Origin of the sequence: Stenotrophomonas sp. JC08, assembly GCF_052180205.1 — a bacterium.
Classification (GTDB): Bacteria; Pseudomonadota; Gammaproteobacteria; order Xanthomonadales; family Xanthomonadaceae; genus Stenotrophomonas.
In genome coordinates this window covers 1,513,800-1,539,388 of record NZ_CP197473.1, presented here as the reverse complement: position 1 = coordinate 1,539,388, position 25,589 = coordinate 1,513,800, and the positions used below count along the sequence as shown (strand labels likewise).

The window sequence follows — 25,589 nt, the reverse complement described above, 5'->3', positions numbered from 1 at the left end:
AAGAAAGCCCGGCGATTGCCGGGCTTTCCGCTGTTACGCAACCATCACTTTCAGGCGGTGACGGTATCGGCCACGTCCTGGTACTCCTGGATCTGGTCGAAGTTCATGTAGCGGTAGATCGAATCACCGGCACCGGCCAGCACGCCGGCCGCTTCCATGTACTCCTCACGGCTCGGGATGCGACCCAGACGCGAGCAGATCGCGGCCAGCTCGGCCGAACCCAGGTACACGTTGGTGTTGCGGCCCAGGCGGTTGGGGAAGTTGCGGGTCGAGGTCGACATCGCGGTGGAGCCTTCGCGGATCTGCGCCTGGTTGCCCATGCACAGCGAGCAGCCCGGCATTTCCATGCGTGCGCCAGCGGCGCCGAAGGTGCCGTAGTGGCCTTCCTTGGTCAGCTCGGCGGCATCCATCTTGGTCGGCGGCGCGATCCACAGACGGGTCGGGATGTCGCGCTTGCCTTCCAGCAGCTTGGCCGCGGCACGGAAGTGGCCGATGTTGGTCATGCACGAACCGATGAACACTTCATCGATCTGCGCACCGGCCACGTCCGACAGGGTCTTGGCATCGTCCGGATCGTTCGGGCAGCACACGATCGGCTCGACGATCTCGGCCAGGTCGATCTCGATGACCGCGGCGTACTCGGCGTCGGCATCGGCTTCCAGCAGCTGCGGGTCGGCCAGCCACTGCTCCATCTTCTCGATGCGGCGCGCCAGGGTGCGGGCATCGGCATAACCCTCGGCAATCATCCACTTCAGCAGGGTGATGTTGCTGTTGAGGTATTCGATGATCGGCGCCTTGTCCAGCTTGACTGCACAACCGGCAGCCGAACGCTCGGCCGAGGCATCGGCCAGTTCGAAGGCCTGCTCGATCTTCAGGTCCGACAGACCTTCGATCTCGAGGATGCGGCCGGAGAAGATGTTCTTCTTGCCCTGCTTGGCAACGGTCAGCAGGCCCTGCTTGATCGCGTACAGCGGAATGGCGTGGACCAGATCACGCAGGGTCACGCCCGGCTGCATCTTGCCCTTGAAGCGCACCAGCACCGACTCGGGCATATCCAGCGGCATCACGCCGGTGGCGGCGGCGAAAGCCACCAGGCCGGAACCGGCCGGGAAGGAAATGCCGATCGGGAAACGGGTGTGCGAATCGCCACCGGTGCCGACGGTGTCGGGCAGCAGCATGCGGTTCAACCACGAGTGGATGATGCCGTCACCCGGACGCAGCGAGATGCCGCCACGGGTGGAGATGAATTCCGGCAGGGTGTGGTGGGTCTTCACATCCACCGGCTTCGGATAGGCGGCGGTATGGCAGAACGACTGCATCACCAGGTCGGCCGAGAAGCCCAGGCAGGCCAGGTCCTTCAGCTCGTCACGGGTCATCGGGCCGGTGGTGTCCTGCGAGCCGACGGTGGTCATCTTCGGTTCGCAGTAGGCACCCGGGCGCACGCCCTGGCCTTCCGGCAGACCGCAGGCGCGGCCGACCATCTTCTGCGCCAGGCTGAAACCCTTGCCGGTGTCGACCGGTGCGGTCGGCTGGCGGAACAGATCGGTGACCGGCAGACCCAGCGCTTCGCGCGCCTTGGCGGTCAGGCCGCGGCCGATGATCAACGGGATGCGGCCACCGGCGCGCACTTCGTCAAACAGCACGTCGCTTTTGACCTGGAATTCGGCGATCACTTCGCCGTTCTTCAGCGCCTTGCCTTCGTATGGACGCAGCTCGACCACGTCGCCGTGGTTCATCTGCGACACGTCCAGCTCGATCGGCAGCGCGCCGGCATCTTCCATGGTGTTGTAGAAGATCGGCGCGATCTTCGAACCCAGGCAGACGCCACCGGCACGCTTGTTCGGGATGAACGGGATGTCGTCACCGGTCCACCACAGCACGCTGTTGGTGGCCGACTTGCGCGAGGAACCGGTACCGACCACGTCACCGACGTAGGCGACCAGGTTGCCCTTGTCCTTCAGCGACAGGATTTCCTGGATCGGGCCGCGCTTGCCGTCTTCTTCCGGCACGAACGGCGCATCGTCGCGCTTGTTCTTCAGCATCGCCAGCGCGTGCATCGGAATGTCCGGGCGGGTGGTGGCATCCGGGGCCGGCGACAGGTCGTCGGTGTTGGTCTCGCCCGGCACCTTGAACACGGTAACGGTCAGGCTCTGCGGCACTTCCGGGTTGGAGGTGAACCACTCGGCGTCGGCCCAGCTCTGCATCACGCCCTGGGCGTTGGCGTTGCCGGCCTTGGCCTTTTCCTGCACGTCGTGAAAGGCATCGAACACCAGCAGGGTCTTCTTCAGACCGTCCGCGGCGATGGTGCCGACTTCGGCGTCGTCCAGTAGCTGGATCAGCGGGGCGACGTTGTAACCGCCCAGCATGGTGCCCAGCAGTTCGGTGGCGCGCGCGCGGCTGATCAGCGCGTTCTTTTCGGTACCGAAGGCGATGGCGGCCAGATACGAAGCCTTGACCTTGGCGGCGTCGTCGACACCGGCCGGCACGCGGTGGGTGATCAGCTCGACCAGGAACTCGGCCTCACCGGCCGGCGGATTCTTCAGCAGCTCGATGACATCGGCCGTCTGCTGTGCAGTCAGCGGCAGCGGCGGGATGCCAAGCGCGGCGCGCTCGGCTACGTGGTGGCGATAGGCTTCCAACATGACAACTCCCGGGGGTACGGTTTGAGAATGGGTGGGCTCAGGCTTGCGGCACGATCAGCTTCAAGCCCTTGAAGTAATCGCGATAAAACGTGTCGTTCCAGGTGATCAGGCCGTCGCATTGCAGCAGCGCATGGGCGCCGACCATGAAATCGTCGATGCGGCGGGTGTCACCGCTGCGCTGGCGGTGGCGGCGGTGCATCTCGCCGGCGCGCAACGCGGATTTGGCTTCCAGCGCGTTGAAATGGACGCCCATTTCCTCCAGCGCCTCCTGCACCTCGGCGCCGCCGCGCAGCGAGGCACAGATCTCGGCCAGCGTGGTGCCGCATACGACCACCCGGCCACCGACCAGCGCCTGCCGCAGGCAGGCTTCCACCGCATCGGCGCGCGGGCCGTCGCTGAGCAGCTCGATCAGGACCGGGGAGTCGACGGCGATCATGCCTCGCCGGTCTCGTCACGGACGGTATGCACGGCCTGCTCGGCCGATTCGAAACCGTCCAGCGCGAACTTGCCGCGCGCGCGGGAGATGGCGTCGTCCACGCTCTTGCGCAGGATGATGCGGCTGCCGTCCAGTTCGACCTTCAGCAGCGTGCCCTTGGTCAGGCCCAATGCATCACGCACGGCCTTTGGCAGGGTGATCTGTCCGCGTTCGGCGACGGTGGCTTCCATGGGACCTCCAACGAAGTATGCATGAATTATACATACCCCGCTCGACATACCCAAACCCGCGCCGGCAATCGCTGAAGCCCCGCCAGCCGCCCCGTTACAAAAGCGCAACAAGCCGCTGCCTAGACTGAACGCTGCCATGGCCGCCGCCGTATCCCGCGTCCATACTGGGAACGGGCCCACCAGGACCGGCCCGAAAAGCACGCGCGACACCCCACGGTCGCCGCCAGCCATCTGTAAGAAAAGGAGCAAAGCCGTATGAACGATTCCTTCTCCACCCGCAGCCAACTGGACGTTGGTGGCCGGCAGTACACCTACTGCAGCCTGCCCAGGCTCGGCCAGAAGTTCGACATTTCCCGCCTGCCCTATTCCATGAAAATCCTGCTGGAGAACCTGCTCCGGCATGAGGATGGCGGCCATACCGTCGGCCCGGAACACATCGAGGCGGTGGCGAGGTGGAATCCCGCGGCCGAGCCGGCCACCGAGATCGCCTTCATGCCGGCGCGCGTGGTGCTGCAGGATTTCACCGGCGTGCCCTGCGTGGTCGACCTGGCGGCAATGCGCGATGCGGTGGTCAGGCTGGGCGGCCGCGCCGGGCAGATCAATCCGCAGATTCCCTCGGAACTGGTGATCGACCACTCGGTGCAGGTGGACGTGTTCGGCCGTCCCGATGCGCTGGATCTCAACGGCAAGATCGAGTTCGAGCGCAACCGCGAGCGCTACAGCTTCCTGCGCTGGGGCCAGAACGCGTTCGGCAACTTCAAGGTGGTGCCGCCCAACACCGGCATCGTCCATCAGGTGAACCTGGAGCACCTGGCGCGCGTGGTGATGGAGCGCGAGATCGACGGCCAGACCTGGGCCTTCCCGGACACCGTGTTCGGCACCGACAGCCACACCACCATGATCAACGGCATCGGCGTGCTCGGCTGGGGCGTGGGTGGTATCGAGGCCGAAGCGGCGATGCTGGGCCAGCCCTCCTCGATGCTGATCCCGCAGGTGGTCGGCTTCAAACTCAGCGGCCGGCTACCCGAAGGCGCAACCGCCACCGACCTGGTGCTGACCGTCACCCAGATGCTGCGCCAGCACGGCGTGGTCGGGAAGTTCGTCGAATTCTTCGGTGACGGCCTGCAGCACCTGCCGCTGGCCGACCGCGCCACCATCGGCAACATGTCGCCCGAATACGGCGCCACCTGCGGCATCTTCCCGGTCGATGCCGAGGCCATCCGCTACCTGCGCCTGTCCGGCCGCAGCGAGGCACAGATCGCACTGGTGGAGGCCTACGCCAAGGCCCAGGGCCTGTGGCACGAGCCGGGTCAGCCTGAAGCCAGCTACTCCTCGGTGGTCGAGCTGGACATGGCCACGGTCAAGCCGTCGCTGGCCGGCCCAAAGCGCCCGCAGGACCGCGTGCTGCTGGAGGACATGAAGCAGAACTTCAACAGCAACGTCACCGGCTTCGTCGCCCACCGCAAGACCGGTTGCGCGGTACAGGAACTGGCCGCCGAAGGCGGCGACCAGCCGCAGGCCACCCATCTGGCAGCCAAGCCGGTATCGAAGATCACCCTCGACGACGGCGAACACCATCTGTGTGACGGCTCGGTGGTGATCGCCGCCATCACCTCCTGCACCAACACCTCCAACCCGGCGGTGATGCTGGGTGCCGGTCTGCTCGCGCGCAATGCGGTAGCCAAGGGCCTGAAGGCCGCACCGTGGGTGAAGACCTCGCTCGGCCCGGGTTCGCTGGTGGTCACCGACTATCTGAAGAAGGCCGGCGTGATGGACGATCTGGAGGCGCTCGGCTTCTATGTGGTCGGTTATGGCTGCACCACCTGTATCGGCAACTCCGGGCCGCTGCCCGATGCGGTATCCAAGGGCATCGCCGCCAACGACCTGGCCGTGGCCTCGGTTCTGTCAGGCAACCGCAACTTCGAGGGCCGCATCCACGCCGAGGTGAAGATGAACTACCTGGCCTCGCCGCCGCTGGTGGTCGCCTACGCCATTGCCGGCACCGTCGACATCGACCTCACTCGCGAGCCGCTGGGCAAGGATCGCCACGGCAACGACGTCTACCTGCGCGACATCTGGCCCAGCAACAAGGAGATCGGCGACACCATCGCCGCCACCGTCGGCCCGGAGCTGTTCGCCCAGAACTACGCCGACGTGTTCAAGGGTGACAGCCGCTGGAACGCGATGGCCTCGCCGGAGGGTGAGATCTACGAGTGGGACGGCTCTTCCACCTACATCAAGAACCCGCCCTACTTCGACGGCATGACCATGCAGGTCGGCACGATTGCCGATATCCACGGCGCAAGGGTGCTGGGCCTGTTCGGCGACTCGATCACCACCGACCACATCTCCCCGGCCGGCAACATCAAGGCCGATTCGCCGGCCGGCCGCTTCCTGCAGTCGCGCGGCGTGCAGCCGGCCGACTTCAACAGCTACGGCAGCCGCCGCGGCAACGACGATGTGATGGTGCGTGGCACCTTCGCCAACATCCGCATCAAGAACCGCTTCTTCAATGGCGAGGAAGGCGGGAACACGCTGTATTTCGGCAGCACCCCGCCGGAAAAAATGCCCATCTACGACGCGGCGATGAAATACAAGGCCGACGGCGTGCCGCTGGTGGTGATCGCCGGCAAGGAGTACGGCACCGGCTCCTCGCGCGACTGGGCGGCCAAGGGCACCAACCTGCTGGGGGTAAAGGTGGTGATCGCCGAAAGCTTCGAACGCATCCACCGCTCCAACCTGGTCGGCATGGGCGTATTGCCGCTGCAGTTCCGCGAGGGCGAAAGCGCCACGTCGCTGGGGCTGGACGGCACCGAGACCTTCGATATCACCGGTTTGGAAGATGGCAAGGCCAGGACCGCAACGGTCACCGCCACCCGGGCCGATGGCACCCGCAAGATCTTCACTGCCACAGTGCTGCTGCTCACGCCCAAGGAGGTCGAATACTTCCGCAATGGCGGCCTGCTGCAGTACGTATTGCGCCAGCTGGCAGCGAAGGGGAGCGCTTGACCAGGTTATGAAGGGGTGGAAGTCCCGCTCTACCGCGGACACGGATGTGTCCCGCACATGAGGTTCGGCAACGGCGCCGTAGTGGAAACACTGCGGCGCCGTTGTTGCGGCCTGGTAGAGCCAGCACACCGATCCACCGCGAGGGCGTACCCTGCGCGCAGCCGCCCTACGGCACGCTGACCGCGGTGGATCTGGCCACCCGCAAGATCGCCTGCCAGGTTCCCGCCGGTACCGCCGAGCAACTCGGCCCGCTCGGGATCAGGTTGCATCTGCCGGTGCCGATCGGCATGCCCACCTATGGCGGCAATATCGTCACCGCAGGCGGCCTGGTGTTATTTGCCGGCACCCAGGATTACTACCTGCGTGCCTACGACGCCGCTACCGGCAGGGAATTGTGGAAGCACCGGTTGCCGGTCGGCTCCAGTGCCACTCCGATGACGTATGTTTCCCCAAGGACCGGCCGGCAGTACATCGTCGTTTCCGCCGGTGGCGCGGCGTATTCCAGGGAAATTGGCGACTACGTCATCGCCTTCGCACTAGACCGGTCCAAGCCGCAGTAAAGCAGAGGCGGTCCGGGACCCTCAGCGCGCCCCGACAGGCTCCCACTGGGCGCTGTAGACGCGCCATTGCCCCTTCTCGTCGCGCCAGCCGCTGACGACCTCCTGCATCTGGCCGCGCTCGGGCAGGAAGCGGCCGCTGCCGCCGACCATCAGTACCGTGAAGCGGACCGTGGCCGTATCCAGCGCCTCCCCCATCTGCACTGTCAGCGGCCCGGTCTGCAGGCCGACCTTGCTGTTGAGCAGCAACTGCGCCTTGAGCATCCGCTCCAGCCCGTCGCGGTCGAGCCCGTTGTTTCCCACGAAATCCGGCGATACCGATGCCATGAAGTCGCCGGCATCACCGGACTCGACCGCCTCCTGCATCGCCACCACCGTCTGCCGCAGCCGCTGCTCGGGGGGCTCCCTGACGCAAGCCGCCAACCCGAGCACGATCAGCCCCGAAACAATGCAATTGACTACAAATCGACCCATATCTCCCTTCGCCTTTTCCATTCTGAACGGTATGCTGCAGACAGCGGCCTGAAGTAGGAGGCCGGGCAAGTCCACTAGACCATATCCATTTCCTGGAGGGGAAAATGAATCAGGAACGTCCCTGGCTGCAGAGTTATCCGGCAGGCGTACCGGCCGAGATCGACGTTGACGAGTTCCGCTCCGTCACGGCGGTATTCGACGCTTCTGTCGCCAAGTTCCGCGATCGCCCCGCCTATTCCAACTTCGGCAAAACGCTGACCTACGGCGAGACCGACGCGCTGGTCACCCAGTTCGCCTCCTACCTGCTGGGAGAGCTGCAGCTCAAGAAGGGTGACCGCGTCGCGGTGATGATGCCCAACTGCCTGCAGTACCCGATCGCCACCTTCGGCATCCTGCGTGCCGGGTTGACGGTGGTGAACGTCAACCCGCTGTATACGGCCCGTGAGCTCAAGCACCAGCTGGTGGATGCCGACGTCGCGGCGCTGGTGGTGGTGGACAACTTCGGTTCCACCGTGGAACAGGTGATCGCCGAGACCCCGGTCCGGCAGGTCATCACCACCGGGCTGGGCGACATGCTGGGCTTCCCCAAGGGACCGCTCATCAACTTCGTACTCAAGTACGTGAAGAAGATGGTGCCCGACTACCACCTCAAAGGAGCGATCCGTTTCAAGGAGGCGCTGGCACTGGGCAAGCGCCATGCGATGCCGGTGGTCGAGGTCGACCATGACGACATCGCTTTCCTGCAGTACACCGGCGGCACCACCGGCGTGGCCAAGGGCGCCATGCTCACCCACCGCAACCTGGTGGCGAACATGCAGCAGGCCTCGGCATGGATCAGCGGCTCGGGTGTGGAGCCGGGCAAGGAAGTGATCATCACCGCACTGCCGCTCTACCATATCTTCGCGTTGACCGCGAACGGACTGGTCTTCATGAAGATCGGCGCGCTGAACTATCTGATCACCAATCCGCGTGACATGAAGGGCTTCGTCAAGGAGCTCAGGAACAACCGTTTCACCGCCATCACCGGCGTCAACACGCTGTTCAACGGATTGCTCAACACCCCCGGTTTCGACGAGGTGGATTTCTCCGGCCTCAAGGTCACCCTCGGCGGCGGCATGGCTGTGCAGCGGTCGGTGGCCGAACGCTGGAAGAAGACCACCGGCGTGCCGCTGATCGAAGCCTATGGCCTGACCGAAACCTCGCCGGCCGCCTGCATCAACCCGCTGGACCTGAAGGAATACAACGGCTCCATCGGCCTGCCGATTCCCTCCACCGACGCCTGCATCAAGAACGATGACGGCCAGACGCTGCCCATGGGCGAGGTCGGTGAACTGTGCATCCGCGGCCCGCAGGTGATGAAGGGCTACTGGCACCGTCCCGACGAAACCGCCCAGGCGATGGATGCCGATGGCTGGCTGCATACCGGCGACATGGCGCGCATGGACGAGAAGGGCTTCTTCTATATCGTCGACCGCAAGAAGGACATGATTCTGGTGTCCGGTTTCAACGTGTACCCCAACGAGGTCGAGGACGTCATCGCGATGATGCCCGGCGTGCTGGAAGTGGCTGCGGTCGGTGTACCCAGCGAGAAGTCCGGCGAGGCGGTGAAGGTGGTCATCGTCAAGAAGGACCCCAACCTCACCGAGGAGCAGGTCAAGGACTTCGCCCGCGCCAATCTGACCGGCTACAAGCACCCGCGCATCGTCGAGTTCCGCGACGAACTGCCCAAGACCAACGTCGGCAAGATCCTGCGCCGCGAACTGCGTGACGCACCCGTCCAGCGCTGACGCCACACGACCCGGCAAACCCGCGAAGGCCCCGTCAGCAATGACGGGGCCTTCGCGCATTCACGGCACCGGTGCCATGTGTAGGATCGGCCAGTGGAGCGTGTCCAGCCCGCCGCGCCCATGCCCTCCAGCGGGCCCTGCCTGAAGGATGAAGCCATGAACGTCGTCGACCTGATGCACGTCAGCAGCCCCTACTCCACCATCCGCGTCGAATCATCGGCCACCCACGATACGCACTGGCTGTACATGCACGCCGATGCCGCAGCGGGCGTTCGGCCCTGCTGTCGTACCGAGATGCTGGAGGAGATATGGAATTTCATGAGCGCCATCACCCGCTCGCCGGAACAGCGCAGAAACGGCCCGCTAAGACACTTCGTGCTGGCATCGGCCGCGAGTGCCTACAACCTCGGCGGTGATCTGGAGCTGTTCGGACAGCTGATCCGCACAGGTGACCGCGAGCGGCTGCTGGCCTATGCGCAGCGTTGCGTGGAAGGGGTTCACCACCTGCATACCGGCTTCGGTGGCGATGTGCGCAGCATCGCGCTGGTACAGGGAGATGCGCTGGGCGGAGGGCTGGAAATGGCGCTGGCCTGCCATACCATCGTTGCCGAAGAAGGAGCCGGCATGGGACTTCCGGAAGCGATGTTCGGACTGTTTCCCGGCATGGGCGCATACAACTTCCTGAGCCGGCGGGTATCGCCGCAGCTGGCAGAGCGCATCATCCTGGAAGGCCGCGTGCATACCGCCGAGGAAATGCACGCGCTGGGCGTGGTCGACATCCTGGTACCGCGTGGTCAAGGTCCGCAGGCGGTAAGCGAGCTGATCCGCCAGCAACAGCGTATCCCGCAGTCCTGCCTGGCAATGAACCGCGTACGGGACATCTCGCACCGGATCACCTGCGATGAACTGCTGGAGATCACCCGCGTGTGGGTCGATTCGGCGCTCGCCCTCGACGAAAAATCCCTGCGCACCATGGATCGACTGGTCAAGGCCCAGGCCCGTCGCAGCGAGCGGGCACAAGCCGCCATGGAGCGATGACGGACGGCACCGGGAGCCTGTTGATGCAAGCCGATCAACAGGCTCTCAGCCGCGTGCGTCATCCTGCGGCTGTGTGCGTCCGCTGCCACGCGTTGCCAGCGCCTGCCGCCCTTCCTGCAACGCTGCGCCGATACCAGCGTGCAGCGCCCGCCACTCGCCCTTGAGCTGCCAATCGCTCATCTGCATCAGCTCCCCACCTTGCCGGGCGACTTTCAGCAAGCCCAGGTTGAGGGCAACTCCCTTGATCGCGTGGGCATGTTCGCGCAACCGGTCCCAGAGCATCTCCTGCGCAGCGTGCGACAGCCCGTCGATGCCGGTTTCCAGATCCGCCACGCATTGCCGGATGAATTCCTGCTCGAACCCGGCGCCCATGCCGAGCGTGGAGAGTTCATCAAGCACCGTGGTATCAAGCACCACGCTGTCATCGGTTTTTTTTGCATGCTGTGCGGCCGCCGGTGCCGGCGACGGAACCGTGCCGGTGGCGATGCCGGCCATCGCCTCCAGCAGTTTCTCCGCGGTCACCGGCTTGGCCATGAACGCGTAGGCGCCCGCTTCGGTACAGCGGCGGATCGCCGCAGGCGTGACATCGGCACTGAGGATCAGCACCGGGGTTCGCGGACCACCACCGGCCTGCATCACCCGCAGCTGGCGCAACATGTCCAGCCCGCTCAAACCCGGCATGTGCAGGTCCGCGATGACGGCCTCGTATTCACCGGCGGCCATCGCATCCAGCGCCTCTTCGGCCCCCTGCACGCAGGTAACGCGATGGCCGGCCTTCTGCAACAGCCGCTGCAATACCATCCGGTTGGCTTCATGATCATCGGCCACCAGCACCTGCAGACTGCGCACCCGCGCGCGATGACGGCGGAACGGGTCGGTAAAGGCGATGATGTTGCCGGATTCCGCGCCTGTGCCTCTGGTTTCGCCGGGCGCCCCCGTGCGGGCGACCTCCGTAACCGGAGGCTGTGCAGCGGAAAACGGCAGCTCTACCCAGAAACAGCTGCCACCGGCCGGGTTTTCCCGGTAACCGATGCTGCCCCCCAGTGCCTGGGTGAAGCCCTTGGCGATCGCCGTCCCCAGTCCACTGCCTCCATACCGGCGTGCCAGCGATCCATCGGCCTGTTCAAAAGCGTCGAACAGGCGTGGCTGCAGAGCCTCCGGCACGCCAACGCCGGTATCGACGATCTCGAAACGGATCCACGATACGTCCGCGCCAGCGGCCGCACCGAGCGACACCCGTATTTCAACACTGCCCTGCTCGGTGAACTTGACCGCATTGCCTGCCAGATTCAGCAGGATCTGCCGCAGGCGCCCGTCATCGCCATGCAGGCGGTCGGGCACACCGGACTCGATGAACACCCGATAGTCCAGTCGCTTGTTGCGCGCCTGTGGCCTGAGAATCAGGCCGATGGACTCGACCAGTTGCGCCAGCGAGAAATCGCGTGCCTCCACGCGCAGCTTTCCGGCTTCGATGGCCGAGATGTCCAGCACCTCCTCCACCAGCGCCAGCAGACTGTGGGCCGACGCCTGGATCGTGCCCAGGCATTCACGCTGTTCCTTGTCCAGCCGCGTGGTGGCCAGCAGTTCCGTCATTCCCGACAGGCCGTTGAGCGGAGTGCGGAATTCGTGGCTCATGTTCGCCAGGAAGCGGCTCTTGGTGTCGCTGGCACGTCGTGCTTCGGCCATGGCCCCGGTCAACTGGCGCAACAGGCTGGAGAAGTACAACGGCACCGCTGCCAACCCGAGCAACAGTCCCAGACCCAGCCGCAGGTTCTGCTGCCAATACCCGGTCAGTGCGACGGTCGCACCGAAGCTGGTCAGCGCCATCAACACCGCCACATACAGATAGTTGTTGCCATAGCGCAGGCCGTTGCCGACGGTGACCCACATCACCACGATGTAGACCCAGGCCAGCGGCTCGCCCACATGGATCATGGCGGCGGCCATCAGTCCGTAATCGGCCAGCATCCCGGCCACCCTTCGCGGATCCGAACGTGCCGGCCACACCAGCAACCAGCCGAACAGCAGCAGCGACAGTCCCAGTCCACCCACGACAATCGACAGCACGATGCGATATTCGCTGTCGACCAGTCCGCTGCGCACCGACGGCAGCGACACGTAGCCGAGGATCATCATGATGATGGCGATACGGACCAGCGCCTGGGCATGCTCGCTGTCACCACGTTGCCGCAGGCGTTGCACAAGTTGAGCGGGCAGGCTGTTCATCTCATGCTTCCGGTCGTGGGAAAGCGGCGGAGTAACGCGCGCAGACTTCCTCCAGTTGCAGACGTGCCTGCAGCAAGGCCTCGACACAGCGCGGGCAGAACAGTCGCCCGCGTTGCATGTACAGATAGGCCAGGGTGGCATCCATTGTCCACGCTTCCTTGTAAGGGCGCGGCGAAATCAGCGCATCGAACACGTCCGCCACGGCCACGATCCGCGCTTCCAGCGGCGTAGCCTCACCGACCAGACCGTCGGGATAGCCGCTGCCGTCGAAGCGCTCGTGGTGGCGCAGAGCGATGATCGCGCCCAGCTGGATCAGACGGTTGCTGCTGCCGCTGAGCAACTCGTGGCCGATACGCGGGTGGCGGCGCATCACCGCCATTTCATCCTCGTCCAGCTTGCCGGTCTTTAGCAGGATCGCGTCGGGAATGGCGATCTTGCCCAGGTCGTGCAGCGGCGCAGCCATCTCGATGGCACGCACCTCATCGGCGGGCAGACCCAGTTGCTCGGCGACCAACCCGGCGACATGCGACATGCGCTCCAGATGGGCGCTGGTGCCGGCATCGCGATACTCGATGGCGCGCGCCAGACGCGAGAGGGTTTCGCGTTCGCGCTCTTCAACTTCACACATGCTGGCCAGCAGACGCTGCTCCAGCGACAGCGCCCGCTGTTTCACGTTGCGCGTCTGTTGCCGCAGCTGCAGAAGGTTGTTGCAGCGCGCCCTCAATTCACGGGGTTTCACCGGCTTGACCAGGAAGTCGATGATCCCTGCTTCCAGTGCCGCCTGCCGCAGGGGCTCGTCCCCCACCACGGTGATCAGGACGATCGGAATATCCCGATGGCGCAGCTGTCGGCGCAGCCTGCGGGCAAACTCCAGGCCGTCCAGCTCCGGCATGCGGTAGTCCAGCAGCACCAGATCGGCCCCATGGGTGTCACACCAGTCCAGCGCCCGCAGCGGATCGGCAAAGTCATGCACCCTCAACCCGGGTGAGATGTCCTCGACCACCTGCCGGAGCATGGTCCGTATCGACATCTGGTCATCGACAATAACGATATCCAGGCCCATCGGCTTCTCTCGTCCAGTGAATACGCGGTTGTCGGGGAGCCACACGACGTCTGCGCCGTCGCCACTTCCCTGCTGCCTCTGGTCATTGACGGGGGCCATCAACAGCCGCCCTCGCCTCCCCCTGCAAGACTATTCCACCACGGACCAAAACGACACGGCCGGCAATACTGCCGGCCGTGGTTCAACGCAATTCCCGGCAGCTGCCGGGCGACTCAGTTTTCCGGACGCATGTACGGGAACAGCAGCACATCGCGGATCGAGGCGCGGCCGGTCAGCAGCATCACCAGCCGGTCGATGCCGATGCCCAGTCCGCCGGTCGGCGCCATGCCGTATTCCAGCGCACGGATGTAGTCGGCATCAAAGTGCATGGCTTCGTCATCGCCCCCTTCCTTGGCCTCGACCTGCGCCTGGAAACGCGCCGCCTGGTCTTCCGGATCGTTCAACTCGGAGAAGCCGTTGGCGATTTCCTTGCCGTTGATGAACAGCTCGAAACGGTCCGTATAGCCGGCCTCCGTATCGCTGGCACGGGCCAGCGGCGAGACTTCCACCGGATGGTCGGTGATGAAGGTCGGCTGGATCAGGGTGTGCTCGACGGTGGCCTCGAAGATTTCCAGCAGCAGCTTGCCCCAGCCATAGCCCGGCTTGACGCGGATCTTCAGGCGCTGGCAATGGCGCAGCAGCGCTTCGCGGTCGGTGCAGTCGGCCACCGAGATTTCCGGGTTGTGATGACGCACCGCCTCGTCCATGCGCCAGCGGCGGAATGCCGGGGCCAGGTCGATCTGCGCGCCGTCCCATTCCACCTGCGTGGTGCCCAGCACGCTCTGCGCGACATCGCGGATGACACCCTCGGTCAGGTCCATCACCTCGTTGTACGTGGCATAGGCCTCGTACAGCTCCATCATGGTGAATTCCGGGTTGTGGCGGGTGCTGACGCCTTCGTTGCGGAAGTTGCGATTGATCTCGTAGACGCGCTCCAGCCCACCGACCACCAGCCGTTTCAGATACAGCTCCGGGGCCACGCGAAGGTACAGGTCCAGATCCAGCGCGTTGTGGTGGGTGGTGAACGGCTTGGCGGTGGCGCCGCCGGGGATGTAATGCATCATCGGCGTTTCGACTTCCAGGAAGTCGCGGCTGTCCAGCCACGCACGCATCGCTCGGATGATGCGCGAGCGCTTGATGAACACCTCGCGCGATTCCGGGGTCACGATCAGATCGACATAACGCTGGCGGTAGCGCTGCTCGACATCGGCAAGCCCATGCCACTTGTCCGGCAGCGGGCGCAGCGACTTGGTCAGCAGGCGGATGCTGGCGGCCTTGACCGACAGCTCGCCGGTCCGGGTACGGGTCAGACCGCCCTCGACGGCGATGATGTCGCCCACGTCCCAGCCCTTGAACGCGACGTAGTCATCACCCAGCGCGGTGGCCTGCAGGAACAGCTGGATGCGGCCGCTCTCGTCCTGGATCTGGGCGAAGCTGGCCTTGCCCATCACCCGCTTGGCCATCAGCCGGCCAGCCATCTTCACCGTGCGGCCCGAGGCCTCCAGCGCTTCGGCCGTCCAGGTATCAGCATCGGCGAACTCGGCCTGCAGCGTGCCGGCGAAGTGCTCGCGACGGAAATCGTTCGGATAGGCGATGCCCTGCCCGCGCAGCGCCGTGAGTTTCGCGCGGCGCTCGGCGATGAGGCTGTTCTCGTCGACGGGGGGCTGCGGCGTTTCAGGGGTCTGTTCGGTCATGGCATTGATTTCAGATGGGGGGAGGAAACCCGGTGCGGCAGCAGCGTGCGTACCGCACCGTATAAACAGGGGAACGGCCCGCAAGGGCCGTTCCGGTTACGCGTCGATGCGTTTGGCGCCGGCCTGCAGGCCGGACTTGAGGCTGGCCTCGATGAACTCGTCCAGGTCGCCGTCCAGCACCTTCTGCGTATCGGTGCGCTCGATACCGGTGCGCAGGTCCTTGATGCGGGCCTGGTCCAGCACGTAGTTGCGGATCTGGCTGCCCCAGCCGATATCGGACTTGGTGGCTTCCACTGCATCACGCTCGCTGTTGCGCTTCTGCACTTCCAGCTCGTACAGGCGGGCGGCCAGCATCTTCATCGCGCGGTCGCGGTTGGCATGCTGGCTGCGTTCGGTCTGGCAGGCCACGACCACGCCGGTCGGGACGTGGGTGATGCGCACCGCCGACTCGGTCTTGTTGACGTGCTGGCCACCGGCGCCGGAGGAACGGTACACGTCGGTCTTCAGGTCGGCCGGGTTGATGTTCACTTCGATGCTGTCGTCCACTTCCGGGGACACGAACACCGAGGTGAAGCTGGTGTGGCGGCGGTTGTCCGAGTCGAACGGCGACTTGCGCACCAGGCGGTGCACGCCGGTCTCGGTCTTCAGCCAGCCGTAGGCGAAATCGCCTTCCACGCGGAACGTGGCCGACTTGATACCGGCCACATCACCGCCGGACACTTCCAGCAGCTCCGCCTTCCAGCCGCGCGATTCGCACCAGCGCAGGTACATGCGCAGCATGATTTCCGCCCAGTCCTGGGCTTCGGTGCCACCAGCACCGGCCTGGATGTCGACGAACGCGTTGCAGCTGTCCATCTCGCCGGAGAACATCCGCTGGAACTCCAGCTTCTCGATATGGGACTCGTGCTTGTCCAGGTCGGCGACCACCGCCAGCGCGGTGTCCTCGTCCTTTTCGCTTTCGGCCAGCTCCAGCAGTTCGGCGGCATCGGTCATGCCGTCCAGCACGGTGGCGATGCCACTGACGGTCTTGTCCAACATCGAACGCTCCCGGCCCAGCGACTGGGCGTATTCGGGGTTGTTCCAGATGTCCGGGTTTTCCAGTTCGCGGGTTACTTCTTCAAGACGTTCTTTCTTGACGTCGTAGTCAAAGATACCCCCTGAGCGAAACCACTCGATCGGTCAGATCTTCGATTCGCTGGCGGATGGGATTCAATTCAATCATGGTCGGTCTATCAGACAGGCAGACAAGCCGCGAATTCTACCATTGGCGGCCAAGCGCAGCGCTGCAGCCACCGGAACCGCCAGAAATTGTCGCGGCAGCTGCACCGAATACCATTAAAATTCCTGAACGGTCCTGTCGAACACCCGACATGGATGCCCACACCTACGATCAAGGATGCCGCTTGAACACCCACCCGTCCCGCATCTTCTCAGCAGTCGCATTGACGCTGGCCCTGACCGCCTGCCACAAGCTGGGCGCAGCCATCAACAGCGACAGAACTCCGGGCCTCGACATCGGCAAGGCGGTCTCGGGCGAGATCACCTCCTCCAGCCGCATCAATCACAACGACGGCACCCGCCACCAGGCCTACAGCATCACCCTGAAGAACGGCGAGGCGGTATCACTGGAACTGGACGGCTCGCTAAACGGGCAGTTGGCGGTATTCGACGGCCAGAGCCTGGTCGCCCGCGCCGTCTCCGACGACACCGGTGAAACCGAAGCTGCCTCCGGCTCCACCAGTCTGGCGTTCCGCGCCCCCAGGGACGGCACCTATCTGGTCGCCGTCAACAGTTCCAGCGCCGACAGCTTCGGCCCTTTCAAGCTCAAGGCCGCCCAGGTCGTGCCGTATGACGGCAAGCCATTGGGCGCCAACAGCAGCATCACCGACTGGCGGGTGGACAATGAAAAACAGGAGTACACGCTCAAGGTCGACAAGGCAGGCCTGTACGCGGTCACCATGGAGTCCACCGCTTTCGACCCTTATCTGCGTTTGAACGGCCGCAACGTGGAAGTCGAGGACGACGACACCGCTGGCCAGTTCAACGCCCGCGTGCGCACGTTCCTCGAACCGGGCGAATACACCATCACCGCCTTGTCGGTGAACCAGGGCACCGGCGCGTTCAAGCTCGGCGTGTCGATGACCGCCACCGATCAGGCCCTGGTCACCCGTGACGGCACGGCGCTGACCGTCGGCCAGACCACGCAGGCGATGATCGACTCGCGTGGTCGTCGCACCTTCCAACTGGAGCTGGACCGCGCCCGCACCATCCGCTTCGATGCCATCGCCGACGGCTTCGATTCGCTGCTGCATATCACCGGGCCAGGCGTGGATGCCGAAGACGATGATGGGGGAAACAACCTCAATGCCCGCCTGACCCTGCCACTGGGCGCAGGCCGCTACACCGTTGCAGTGACCTCGTTCGGCAACCAGCAGGGTGTTTTCGAGCTGGAGACCACCGACCTGGGCGGCGATGCCGCCCTCCCGACCAACGCCAACCGCAAAGACTCCGTCGCAGATGCCGTGTCCGCTGCTGCCGAAGCAGCCGCCCAGGCAGCAGCGGATTTCGCGGACTGATACCGCCAGCGCTCACCCACAAACCGCGGGTGAGCGCTCTGCCCGTTGCCCTCCCGCACCCGCTGCAGAAGCAACCGGCAACTGCATGTCACTGCCTTTCAATTCCAAGGAAATCCAGATGAAGCGTTTTGCAGCATCCTTGCTCGCGCTGGCGATCGTCACCAGCCTCAGTCCCGTCGTTGCTGCCCCTTCCGCCCGGCCGTTGACGCTCACCAGCGAAGTTTCCGGCGAAATCACCTCCACCACCGCGATCAACTACAGCGATGGCACGCGCAGCCAGCTGTTCTCGCTGCCGCTGTCCGCAGGTCAGGCAGTCACCCTGGCGCTGCAGGGCTCGCTCAATGGTGCGCTGTCGGTGTTCCATCGCGACTCGCTGCTCAGCCGCTCCGAATCGGATGAAAACGGCAAGGCCACCTTGAGCATCCGCGCCGACAAGAACGGGAGTTACCTGGTCGCCGTCAGTGGTGCCGACGCACGCGCATTCGGCCCGTTCCAGCTTTCCGTCGAGCCCATCGTCGTCTATGACGGCAAACCGCTGACCGCCGGCCGCCGCATCACCGACTGGCTGCAGGGCAGCAGCAAGACCTACACACTGGAAGTGGACAAACCGGGGATGTACACGATCGATCTGCAATCCAGCGAATTCGACGCCCGCCTGGAGCTGGCCGGCAACGGCCTCAACCTGGAAGACGACGACGGCGGCAACAACCTCAATGCACGTCTGACTGCTCCGTTGCAACCCGGCCGTTACACCCTCAATGCCGGCGGTTTCTCCGAAGCCAGCGGCGCATTCTTCCTGGGCGTCGAGCAGGCCGACTTTCCGGAAGGGCTGGTTTCCGCTGATGGCTCCACGCTACCGCTGGATGGCACGGTCAGCGGCTTCATCAATGCCGGTGAAACCCGCAGTTTCATCCTTACCCTGCCCGCCGCCAGCCGCGTACAGCTCGATGCCAGCAGCCGCGAACTGGACACCCTGCTCACCTTGCAGGGCGCTGACATCACCCTGAGCGATGACGACGGCGGCAGCGGCGTCAATTCGCGCCTGGGCCAGGTGCTGGATGCGGGCGAATACAACGTTTCCGTGCGCTCGCTCAACGAGCGTGCCGGTATTTTCCAGCTGGCCAACGCCACCGCTCCTGCACCCGGAGGCAGCGGCCGCACCGAGCTTAAGATCGGCCATGAAATTCACGCCCAGCTGCGCGCGGGCAGCCGCGACCTGTACACGCTGGATATCCCGCGCAAGGGCAAGTACATCATCAGCATGCTCAGCGATGGCAACGTCGACGGAGTGATCACCCTGATGCGCAATGGCCAGGAAGTCGCTCAACTGGACGACAGCGACAGCAGCCTGGACCCGCTGCTGGAGATAGAGCTGGAAGCAGGCCGCTATGTCCTGCTCGCACACACCTTCAACTCCAGCACCAGCGGCAACTACCGCCTGCTCGTCCGCCGAAAATAAAGCGGAACCGGACACGCACGGGGTGTCGATGCTTCTTTGCAGCGACACCCCTGCCCTTTGCCCGGACACGGGCATGGATACAAGTACCGTTTTTGCGCCGCGCAAAAAAGGGCTTGCGGTCTCTCAAATCTATGAGGTGTGCGCATCACAGTGCACCCGACGTCGGGGTAGAACCCTCCCGGTGACTTACCGGCAAAGGGTCGAAACCACGGGGACACGCTGGCAAGTGCGGCCCGACAGTCCATGGCCGACATCCTGTCCGGCTTTTCCTTCGACCTGTGCGCATCGGTATGAGGCAGCCGGTTGAACATGTCACGCCCACACCCGGGCACAACTCTGGCAGCTCAGCCTCTCAGATACCTGTCTCGTCGCAGGGCAACCTTCAATTGCAACGGCGACAACGGAAAAGGGCTCACGACGGAAGTCGCAAGCCCTTTATCACGTTGCAGTATTTGGTCGGGACGGCCGGATTCGAACCGACGACCCTCTGCCCCCCAGGCAGATGCGCTACCAGGCTGCGCTACGCCCCGAACATTACTGCTTCGCCCTGCGGCTAGCCGGTGATTATACCGGCTTTGATTCAAAAATAGTTCAACGCCGCAGCAGTTGCAGTACTTCTTCCAGCTCCATTCGCACCTGGCGGATGATCTGGTTGCTCAGCGATGATTCCTCACGCGCGCCCTCGCCTTCCAGACGCAGGCGGGCGCCACCGATCGTATAGCCCTGTTCGTACAGCAGGCCGCGGATCTGCCGCACCATCAGCACGTCATGGCGCTGGTAGTAGCGGCGGTTGCCGCGGCGCTTGGCCGGCTCAAGGCTGGGGAACTCGGTTTCCCAGTAGCGCAGCACATGCGGTTTGACATCGCACAGCTCACTGACCTCACCGATGGTGAAGTAGCGCTTGGCCGGAATCGGCGGAAGTTCGCGGTTACTGCCCGGATCCAGCATAAGTCTCCACCCTCTCCTTGAGCTTCTGGCCCGGCCGGAAAGTGACTACCGTACGGGCGGAAATCGGTATTTCCTCACCGGTCTTGGGGTTGCGCCCCGGACGCTGGTTCTTGCGCCGCAGGTCGAAATTGCCGAAGCCGGACAGCTTCACCTGACGTCCCTGTTCCAGTGCATCGCGCAGCACATCGAAAAACGCGTCGACAAATTCCTTAGCCTCACGTTTGTTCAGTCCTACCTCGTCGAACAACCGGTCAGCCATCTCCGCCTTGGTCAATGCCATGCCTGCCCCTGCCTCCCACCTCAATTACGAATCTTTGCACCGTGTTCACGTTCGATCGCCGCGACAACCCCAGTGACCACTTCATCCACGTCACGGTCCGTCAGAGTGCGGGACTTGTCCTGCAAAATCAAGCCCATAGCCAGGCTCTTGAAGCCGGGTTCGACCCCCTTGCCGACATAGCGATCGAACAGCACCACTTCACGCAACAGCTCACCACCGGCCTGATGGAGGGCGGCCGAAAGGGCCGCCCAGCTGACCGGCTCAGCCACCACCACGGCCAGGTCACGACGCACCGCCGGAAAGCGCGAGATATCGGCAGAACGCGGCAACCGGCGCTGCACCAGCGGCGCCAGATCCAGCTCGAAGCCGATCACTTCCACATCGATCTCCATCGCCTTGGCCAGGCGCGGATGCAACTGGCCGATCCAGCCGATGCAGTGGCCGTCGCGCCAGATATCGGCCGAACGCGCCGGGTGGGCGTACGGACGCTGCGAGGCACGGAATTCCAGCGCAGCACCGGCGGCAGCCGCCAACGACTCCAGGTCGCCCTTCAGGTCGTGGAAATCGACCTTCCGCGCTTTTTCGTCCCACTGCAGCGGGCCTGCGTCGCCACAAACAACGGCAGCGACACGCACCGTCTCCTTCGGTGCCGGCTGGCCATCACCGGCCTGCAATTGGAACACCCGGCCGATCTCGAACAGGCGGACGCGCCCGGCCTGACGGGCCACATTGCGCGCCAGCGTGGCCGCCAGTCCCGGCAGCAGCAGCGGGCGCATCACCGCCAGTTCGGCCGACAGCGGATTGGCCAGCGCGACCAGCCCTTCCTCCTGATGCCACTGTTTCAGCAACCCGGCATCGACAAAGGCGAAATTGATCGTTTCCAGCATCCCGCGCGCCACCAGCTGGCGGCGAACGCTCAGGTCATCAAGCCGGGTTTCGCTGGACATGGCGATACGCGCAGCACCGCCCGGCAGGGTCGTCGGGATCCGCTCGTAACCGTGGATGCGGGCCAGTTCCTCGATCAGATCCTCTTCGATGGCGATATCGAAACGGCTGCTCGGGCTGGTGACGGTCCAGCCGTCAGCGGCGGCCTCGACCTGCATGCCGAGGGCGCGCAGGATGCGCTCGACCTCAGCGTCTTCGATCTGGATGCCCAGCACGCGCAGGATCCGCGCGCGGCGCAGGTGGATGGCGGCCGCCACCGGCAGGTCGGCCTCACGCACCGCTTCGGTGACCGGCGCCGGCGTACCACCGGCCAGGTCCAGCACCAGCCGGGTGGCGTACTCGATGGCGATGCGCGGCAGCTGCGGGTCCACGCCGCGCTCGAAGCGGTGACCGGCATCCGTGTGCAGGCCCAGCTTGCGGCCACGGCCCATGATCGCCGCCGGGGCGAAGTGCGCAGCCTCCAGGAACACCCGGGTGGTGGCATCGGTGACGCGGGTATCGAAGCCGCCCATCAGGCCGGCAAGGCCGACCGGACGGTCGGCATCTGTCACCACGAGGAAACTGTCGTCCAGCGTAGCGTCCCGGCCGTCCAGCAGCTTGAGGGTTTCACCGTCGCGCGAACGGCGCACCGCGATTTGCCCCTTCAGCGTATCCAAGTCGTAGGCGTGCATCGGCTGGCCGAGTTCCATCATCACGTACTGGGTGATGTCCACCAGCAGCGACACCGGACGCACGCCGCTGCGGCGCAGGCGTTCGGCCATCCACAGCGGGGTGCGGGCGGCGGCGTTGACGCCTTCGATCACACGCCCAAGGTAACGCGGTGCTTCAGCGCCTGCGTCCAGCTGGATGGCGAGTTCGCGCGTACCGACCGCGGGCACGGGGTGGGCCGCAAACGGCTTCACTTCACTGCGGGTAGCGGCCGCCACATCAAAGGCGATGCCACGCACGCTGAAGCAGTCAGCGCGGTTCGGCGTCAGCTTGATTTCGATGCTCGCATCCGGCAGGCCGAGGTAGTCGACCAGCGCGGTACCGACCGGCGCGTCGTCCGGCAGTTCCAGCAGGCCGGAGGCGTCATTGTCCAAGCCCAGCTCCTTGGCCGAGCACAGCATGCCGTTGGATTCCACACCGCGCAGCTTGGCCGGCTTGATCTTCAGCTCGCCGATCTGCGCGCCAACCAGGGCCAGTGGCGCGACCAGTCCCGGGCGCGCGTTCGGTGCGCCACAGACGATCTGCAGCAGCTCGGCCTGGCCGGCGTCGACCTTGCAGATCTGCAGGCGGTCGGCTTCCGGATGACGGGCAGCTTCGACGATGCGCGCCACCACCACGCTGTCCAGGCCCGCGCCCAGCGCTGTGACTTCCTCGACCTCCAGACCGATGGCAGTCAGTACGGCGCTGAGTTCCTCGCGCGATGCGGTGGTCGGTACGTGGCTGCGCAGCCAGCTTTCAGAGAATTTCATGTATTTACCCTGATGGGAGGCGGGCCTCCCGTTGGTTCCTTTGGATACCGCCCAGCGCTTGGCGCCCGGGGCAGATCAACGTTCAAAAGCATCCGGGTGCATCCCGGGTCTACCGTGTCCGCTTACGCGAACTGCTTGAGGAAGCGGACGTCGTTCTCGAAGAAGGCGCGCAGGTCGTTGACGCCGTAGCGCAGCATCGCGAAGCGCTCCACGCCCAGCCCGAAGGCGAAGCCGGTGTAGCGTTCCGGGTCGATGCCGACCGACTTCAGCACGTTCGGGTGGACCATGCCGCAGCCCAGCACTTCCAGCCAGCGGGTGCTGCCGTCTGGCTGCTGCCAGGCGATGTCCACTTCCGCCCCGGGCTCCACGAACGGGAAATAGCTCGGACGGAAACGCATCTCGAAATCGCGCTCGAAGAAGGCGCGCACGAACTCGGACAAGGTGCCCTTGAGATCGGCGAAGGTGGAGTGTTCGTCCACCAGCAGGCCTTCAACCTGATGGAACATCGGCGAGTGGGTCTGGTCGCTGTCGCTGCGATACACCTTGCCGGCGGCAATCATGCGTAGCGGCGGCTTGTGCTCGCCCATGTAGCGCACTTGCACACCGGAGGTATGCGTACGCAGCAGGCGGCCATCGCCAAAATAGAAGGTGTCGTGCATCGCCCGCGCCGGATGGTGCGGCGGGAAGTTCAGCGCCTCGAAGTTGTGCCAGTCGTCTTCGATTTCCGGGCCTTCGGACAGTTCGTACCCCAGGCGGCTAAAGATTTCGGTGATACGCTCCAGGGTGCGCGTTATCGGGTGCAGGCCACCACGCTCGCCATGGCGACCTGGCAGGGTGACATCAATGTTCTCAGCGGTCAGCCGCGCATCCAGTGCCGCATCTTCCAGCAGCGTCTTGCGCTCACCCAGTGCCGAGGACACCGCATCGCGGGCGATGTTGATAGCCTCACCTGCCGCCTTGCGCTCGGCCGCCGGCAATGCCCCCAACTGCTTGAGCTGCGCGGTGATGCTGCCGCTTTTGCCCAGCAGGGCTACCCGCAGATTTTCCAGTGCTTCGGGCGTCTGCGCAGCGGCCACATCGGCCAGCGCCTGCGCGGTCAAGGATTGGATGTCACTCATGGGATCGACGAAACCTCTGGCCGGCATGCCTACACGGTATGCGCCGGGCCGACCCCCGTCGCCACCAGTGCCTGATTGCCGCGCGAGCAGGCGCTGCGGCAACCAACACAAAAAAGAATGGGGAAGGACTTGCGCCCTTCCCCATGCATTGTCTCATCACAGCCATTGCGCGTGAACGCGACAACCGCTGCAGAAAGGACTTATGCCGCCAGTGCGCCCTTGGCCTTTTCTGCCAGAGCGGCAAAACCGGCTGCGTCGTGCACGGCGATATCAGCCAGAACCTTGCGGTCCAGGGTGATGCCGGCCTTCAGCAGGCCGTTCATGAAACGGCTGTAGCTCAGGCCGTTGATGCGGGCAGCCGCATTGATGCGGGTGATCCACAGCGAACGGAAATTGCGCTTCTTCTGCTTACGGCCAATGTAGGCGTACTGCTGTGCCTTGATGACCGCCTGCTTGGCAACGCGGAAGACCTTGCGACGGGCGTTGTAATAGCCCTTGGCTAGATCCAATACTTTCTTGTGGCGGCGACGCGCCTGCACACCACGCTTTACTCGTGCCATGGTTCAGTCCTCAGAGGTAGGGAAGCATACGATCAAGACGGCCTGCGTCTTCTGCACGGACGTGATTCGTCTGGCGCAGATTACGCTTACGCTTGGTCGCTTTCTTCGTGAGGATGTGGCTACGGTTGGCGTGGCCGCACTTGTACTTGCCGGAGGCGGTCTTGCGGAAACGCTTGGCCGCTGCCCGGTTGGTCTTGATCTTGGGCATTGCTATGTCCTTGATAGTCTTTTTTCACTGACTGGGCGGTGGCTGCGCCACACTTTCCGTCCATGCCCTTGTCTGTCTAAAGCCCGCACTCCCACTGGAGGCAGGCAGGTCCTGGATGCAGCAAACAACAATCCCGGCGAACCGGGCCGCCCATTATGCCAATGGATCCAGCCGCTTGCAATCGCAAGCAGCAGGAAACGCAACACGAAACGGACGCAATCCGGGAGGGTCGAATCCCCGCACCCCACCGAGCCGACCGGCGATCGCACGCCGGCCTGGCCAATCACTTCTTCTTGGGCGCGATCATCATGACCATCTGCCGGCCTTCCAGGCGCGGACGGGACTCGATCACGATGTCCTCACCCAGATCGGCCTCGATCCGGCTGGCCATTTCGCGACCCAGTTCCTGATGGCTCATTTCACGACCACGGAAGCGGATGTTGACCTTGATCTTGTCACCATCTTCCAGGAAACGGCGCATGTTGCGCAGCTTGATCTGGTAGTCGCCCTCGTCCGTGACCGGACGGAACTTCACTTCCTTGATCTCGACCTGCTTGGTCTTCTTCTTGGCCTCGTTGGCCTTCTTCTGCATCTCGAACTTGAACTTGCCGAAGTCCATGATCTTGCACACAGGCGGATCGGCCTGCGGCTGTATTTCGACCAGATCCAGACCTTCCTCCTCGGCCATCGACAGCGCTTCGTCACGCGTCAACACGCCAACCATTTCTCCATCGCTGCCGATCACGCGGACGCGCGGCACACGGATTTCATGGTTGCGACGGTTCTGTTTGTTGTCAGGGGTACTGATATTGCAATCTCCGAATGGATTGAAACCGGCCCGGT

21 protein-coding genes and 1 tRNA gene are annotated in these 25,589 nt (G+C 64.3%); 6 read left to right on the top strand and 16 right to left on the bottom strand.

Annotation, left to right across the window (positions count from 1 at the left end; genetic code table 11):
• Positions 1 to 50: 50 nt before the first annotated feature.
• The 3 genes from acnB to ACSBPQ_RS07035 are packed head-to-tail and all read right to left on the bottom strand — an operon-like array spanning position 51 to position 3,308.
• Complete coding sequence (acnB, locus tag ACSBPQ_RS07045; protein WP_442684309.1) at positions 51 to 2,642, bottom strand: bifunctional aconitate hydratase 2/2-methylisocitrate dehydratase; 2,592 nt, start codon at positions 2,640 to 2,642, stop codon at positions 51 to 53.
• A 37-nt stretch (positions 2,643 to 2,679) separates the two neighbouring features.
• Positions 2,680 to 3,078 carry a type II toxin-antitoxin system VapC family toxin gene (locus ACSBPQ_RS07040; RefSeq protein ID WP_442684308.1) on the bottom strand — a complete coding sequence of 133 codons (399 nt, stop codon included), beginning with the start codon at positions 3,076 to 3,078 and terminating at the stop codon, positions 2,680 to 2,682.
• Positions 3,075 to 3,308 (bottom strand): AbrB/MazE/SpoVT family DNA-binding domain-containing protein, encoded by a 234-nt coding sequence (locus ACSBPQ_RS07035; RefSeq protein ID WP_442684307.1) that lies wholly within the window; start codon positions 3,306 to 3,308, stop codon positions 3,075 to 3,077. Before ACSBPQ_RS07035 ends, ACSBPQ_RS07040 begins: the two co-directional genes overlap by 4 nt.
• A 255-nt stretch (positions 3,309 to 3,563) precedes the next feature.
• Here ACSBPQ_RS07035 and acnA point away from each other — a divergent pair, with 255 nt between their 5' ends.
• Positions 3,564 to 6,317: an aconitate hydratase AcnA gene (acnA, locus tag ACSBPQ_RS07030; protein WP_442684306.1), complete on the top strand. Its 2,754-nt coding sequence runs from the start codon at positions 3,564 to 3,566 to the stop codon at positions 6,315 to 6,317.
• A 185-nt stretch (positions 6,318 to 6,502) separates the two neighbouring features.
• Positions 6,503 to 6,877, top strand: a complete 375-nt coding sequence (locus ACSBPQ_RS07025) for a hypothetical protein (RefSeq protein ID WP_442684305.1) — start codon at positions 6,503 to 6,505, stop codon at positions 6,875 to 6,877.
• 21 nt (positions 6,878 to 6,898) lie between these two features.
• On the opposite strand, the gene ACSBPQ_RS07020 is transcribed toward ACSBPQ_RS07025, so the two are convergent.
• The gene (locus ACSBPQ_RS07020) at positions 6,899 to 7,369 is read right to left on the bottom strand and encodes a nuclear transport factor 2 family protein (protein ID WP_442684304.1); all 471 of its coding nucleotides are present in this window, start codon (positions 7,367 to 7,369) and stop codon (positions 6,899 to 6,901) included.
• An 83-nt stretch (positions 7,370 to 7,452) separates the two neighbouring features.
• On the opposite strand from ACSBPQ_RS07020, the gene ACSBPQ_RS07015 reads away from it, so the two are divergent.
• Both ACSBPQ_RS07015 and ACSBPQ_RS07010 read left to right on the top strand, forming a co-directional pair.
• Complete coding sequence (locus ACSBPQ_RS07015; protein ID WP_442684303.1) at positions 7,453 to 9,135, top strand: long-chain fatty acid--CoA ligase; 1,683 nt, start codon at positions 7,453 to 7,455, stop codon at positions 9,133 to 9,135.
• Between the two features lie 156 nt (positions 9,136 to 9,291).
• Positions 9,292 to 10,173 carry a crotonase/enoyl-CoA hydratase family protein gene (locus ACSBPQ_RS07010; RefSeq protein ID WP_442684302.1) on the top strand — a complete coding sequence of 294 codons (882 nt, stop codon included), beginning with the start codon at positions 9,292 to 9,294 and terminating at the stop codon, positions 10,171 to 10,173.
• Between the two features lie 45 nt (positions 10,174 to 10,218).
• On the opposite strand, the gene ACSBPQ_RS07005 is transcribed toward ACSBPQ_RS07010, so the two are convergent.
• The 4 genes from ACSBPQ_RS07005 to prfB all read right to left on the bottom strand — a co-directional run bounded on the left by ACSBPQ_RS07005 (position 10,219) and on the right by prfB (position 16,417).
• The gene (locus ACSBPQ_RS07005; protein WP_442684301.1) at positions 10,219 to 12,399 is read right to left on the bottom strand and encodes an ATP-binding protein; all 2,181 of its coding nucleotides are present in this window, start codon (positions 12,397 to 12,399) and stop codon (positions 10,219 to 10,221) included.
• A gap of 1 nt (position 12,400) precedes the next feature.
• On the bottom strand, positions 12,401 to 13,462 hold the full coding sequence (locus ACSBPQ_RS07000) for an HD-GYP domain-containing protein (RefSeq protein WP_442684535.1): 1,062 nt from the start codon (positions 13,460 to 13,462) through the stop codon (positions 12,401 to 12,403).
• 212 nt (positions 13,463 to 13,674) lie between these two features.
• A complete protein-coding gene (gene lysS / locus ACSBPQ_RS06995) occupies positions 13,675 to 15,195 on the bottom strand; it encodes a lysine--tRNA ligase (protein WP_442684300.1) in 1,521 nt (506 codons plus the stop codon).
• 96 nt (positions 15,196 to 15,291) lie between these two features.
• Positions 15,292 to 16,417 (bottom strand): peptide chain release factor 2 gene (gene prfB, locus ACSBPQ_RS06990; RefSeq protein WP_442684299.1). Its coding sequence is split into 2 segments (ribosomal slippage): positions 15,292 to 16,341 and positions 16,343 to 16,417, totalling 1,125 coding nucleotides; the frame shifts between segments, so codons are not numbered across the junction.
• A 181-nt stretch (positions 16,418 to 16,598) separates the two neighbouring features.
• Between prfB and ACSBPQ_RS06985 the strand changes: the two genes are divergently transcribed.
• Both ACSBPQ_RS06985 and ACSBPQ_RS06980 read left to right on the top strand, forming a co-directional pair.
• Positions 16,599 to 17,771, top strand: a complete 1,173-nt coding sequence (locus ACSBPQ_RS06985) for a pre-peptidase C-terminal domain-containing protein (RefSeq protein WP_442684298.1) — start codon at positions 16,599 to 16,601, stop codon at positions 17,769 to 17,771.
• Between the two features lie 118 nt (positions 17,772 to 17,889).
• The gene (locus ACSBPQ_RS06980; RefSeq protein WP_442684297.1) at positions 17,890 to 19,230 is read left to right on the top strand and encodes an ABC transporter substrate-binding protein; all 1,341 of its coding nucleotides are present in this window, start codon (positions 17,890 to 17,892) and stop codon (positions 19,228 to 19,230) included.
• 453 nt (positions 19,231 to 19,683) lie between these two features.
• Here ACSBPQ_RS06980 and ACSBPQ_RS06975 read toward each other — a convergent pair.
• From ACSBPQ_RS06975 to infC, 8 genes are all read right to left on the bottom strand, one after another.
• Positions 19,684 to 19,760: transfer RNA gene (locus ACSBPQ_RS06975), tRNA-Pro, on the bottom strand.
• A 61-nt stretch (positions 19,761 to 19,821) separates the two neighbouring features.
• Positions 19,822 to 20,178 carry a MerR family transcriptional regulator gene (locus ACSBPQ_RS06970; protein ID WP_442684296.1) on the bottom strand — a complete coding sequence of 119 codons (357 nt, stop codon included), beginning with the start codon at positions 20,176 to 20,178 and terminating at the stop codon, positions 19,822 to 19,824.
• The gene (locus tag ACSBPQ_RS06965; protein ID WP_442684295.1) at positions 20,159 to 20,458 is read right to left on the bottom strand and encodes an integration host factor subunit alpha; all 300 of its coding nucleotides are present in this window, start codon (positions 20,456 to 20,458) and stop codon (positions 20,159 to 20,161) included. Before ACSBPQ_RS06965 ends, ACSBPQ_RS06970 begins: the two co-directional genes overlap by 20 nt.
• A 20-nt stretch (positions 20,459 to 20,478) precedes the next feature.
• The gene (pheT, locus tag ACSBPQ_RS06960; RefSeq protein WP_442684294.1) at positions 20,479 to 22,860 is read right to left on the bottom strand and encodes a phenylalanine--tRNA ligase subunit beta; all 2,382 of its coding nucleotides are present in this window, start codon (positions 22,858 to 22,860) and stop codon (positions 20,479 to 20,481) included.
• A 122-nt stretch (positions 22,861 to 22,982) separates the two neighbouring features.
• Complete coding sequence (pheS, locus tag ACSBPQ_RS06955; protein WP_442684293.1) at positions 22,983 to 23,978, bottom strand: phenylalanine--tRNA ligase subunit alpha; 996 nt, start codon at positions 23,976 to 23,978, stop codon at positions 22,983 to 22,985.
• Positions 23,979 to 24,178: 200 nt separating this feature from the next.
• Entirely contained in the window at positions 24,179 to 24,538 is a 360-nt protein-coding gene (gene rplT, locus ACSBPQ_RS06950; protein WP_054657697.1) for a 50S ribosomal protein L20, read from the bottom strand.
• Between the two features lie 10 nt (positions 24,539 to 24,548).
• Entirely contained in the window at positions 24,549 to 24,746 is a 198-nt protein-coding gene (gene rpmI, locus ACSBPQ_RS06945) for a 50S ribosomal protein L35 (protein ID WP_002811096.1), read from the bottom strand.
• 283 nt (positions 24,747 to 25,029) lie between these two features.
• Positions 25,030 to 25,554, bottom strand: coding sequence for a translation initiation factor IF-3 (gene infC, locus ACSBPQ_RS06940; protein ID WP_442684534.1), 525 nt, complete (start codon positions 25,552 to 25,554; stop codon positions 25,030 to 25,032).
• Positions 25,555 to 25,589 lie beyond the last annotated feature (35 nt).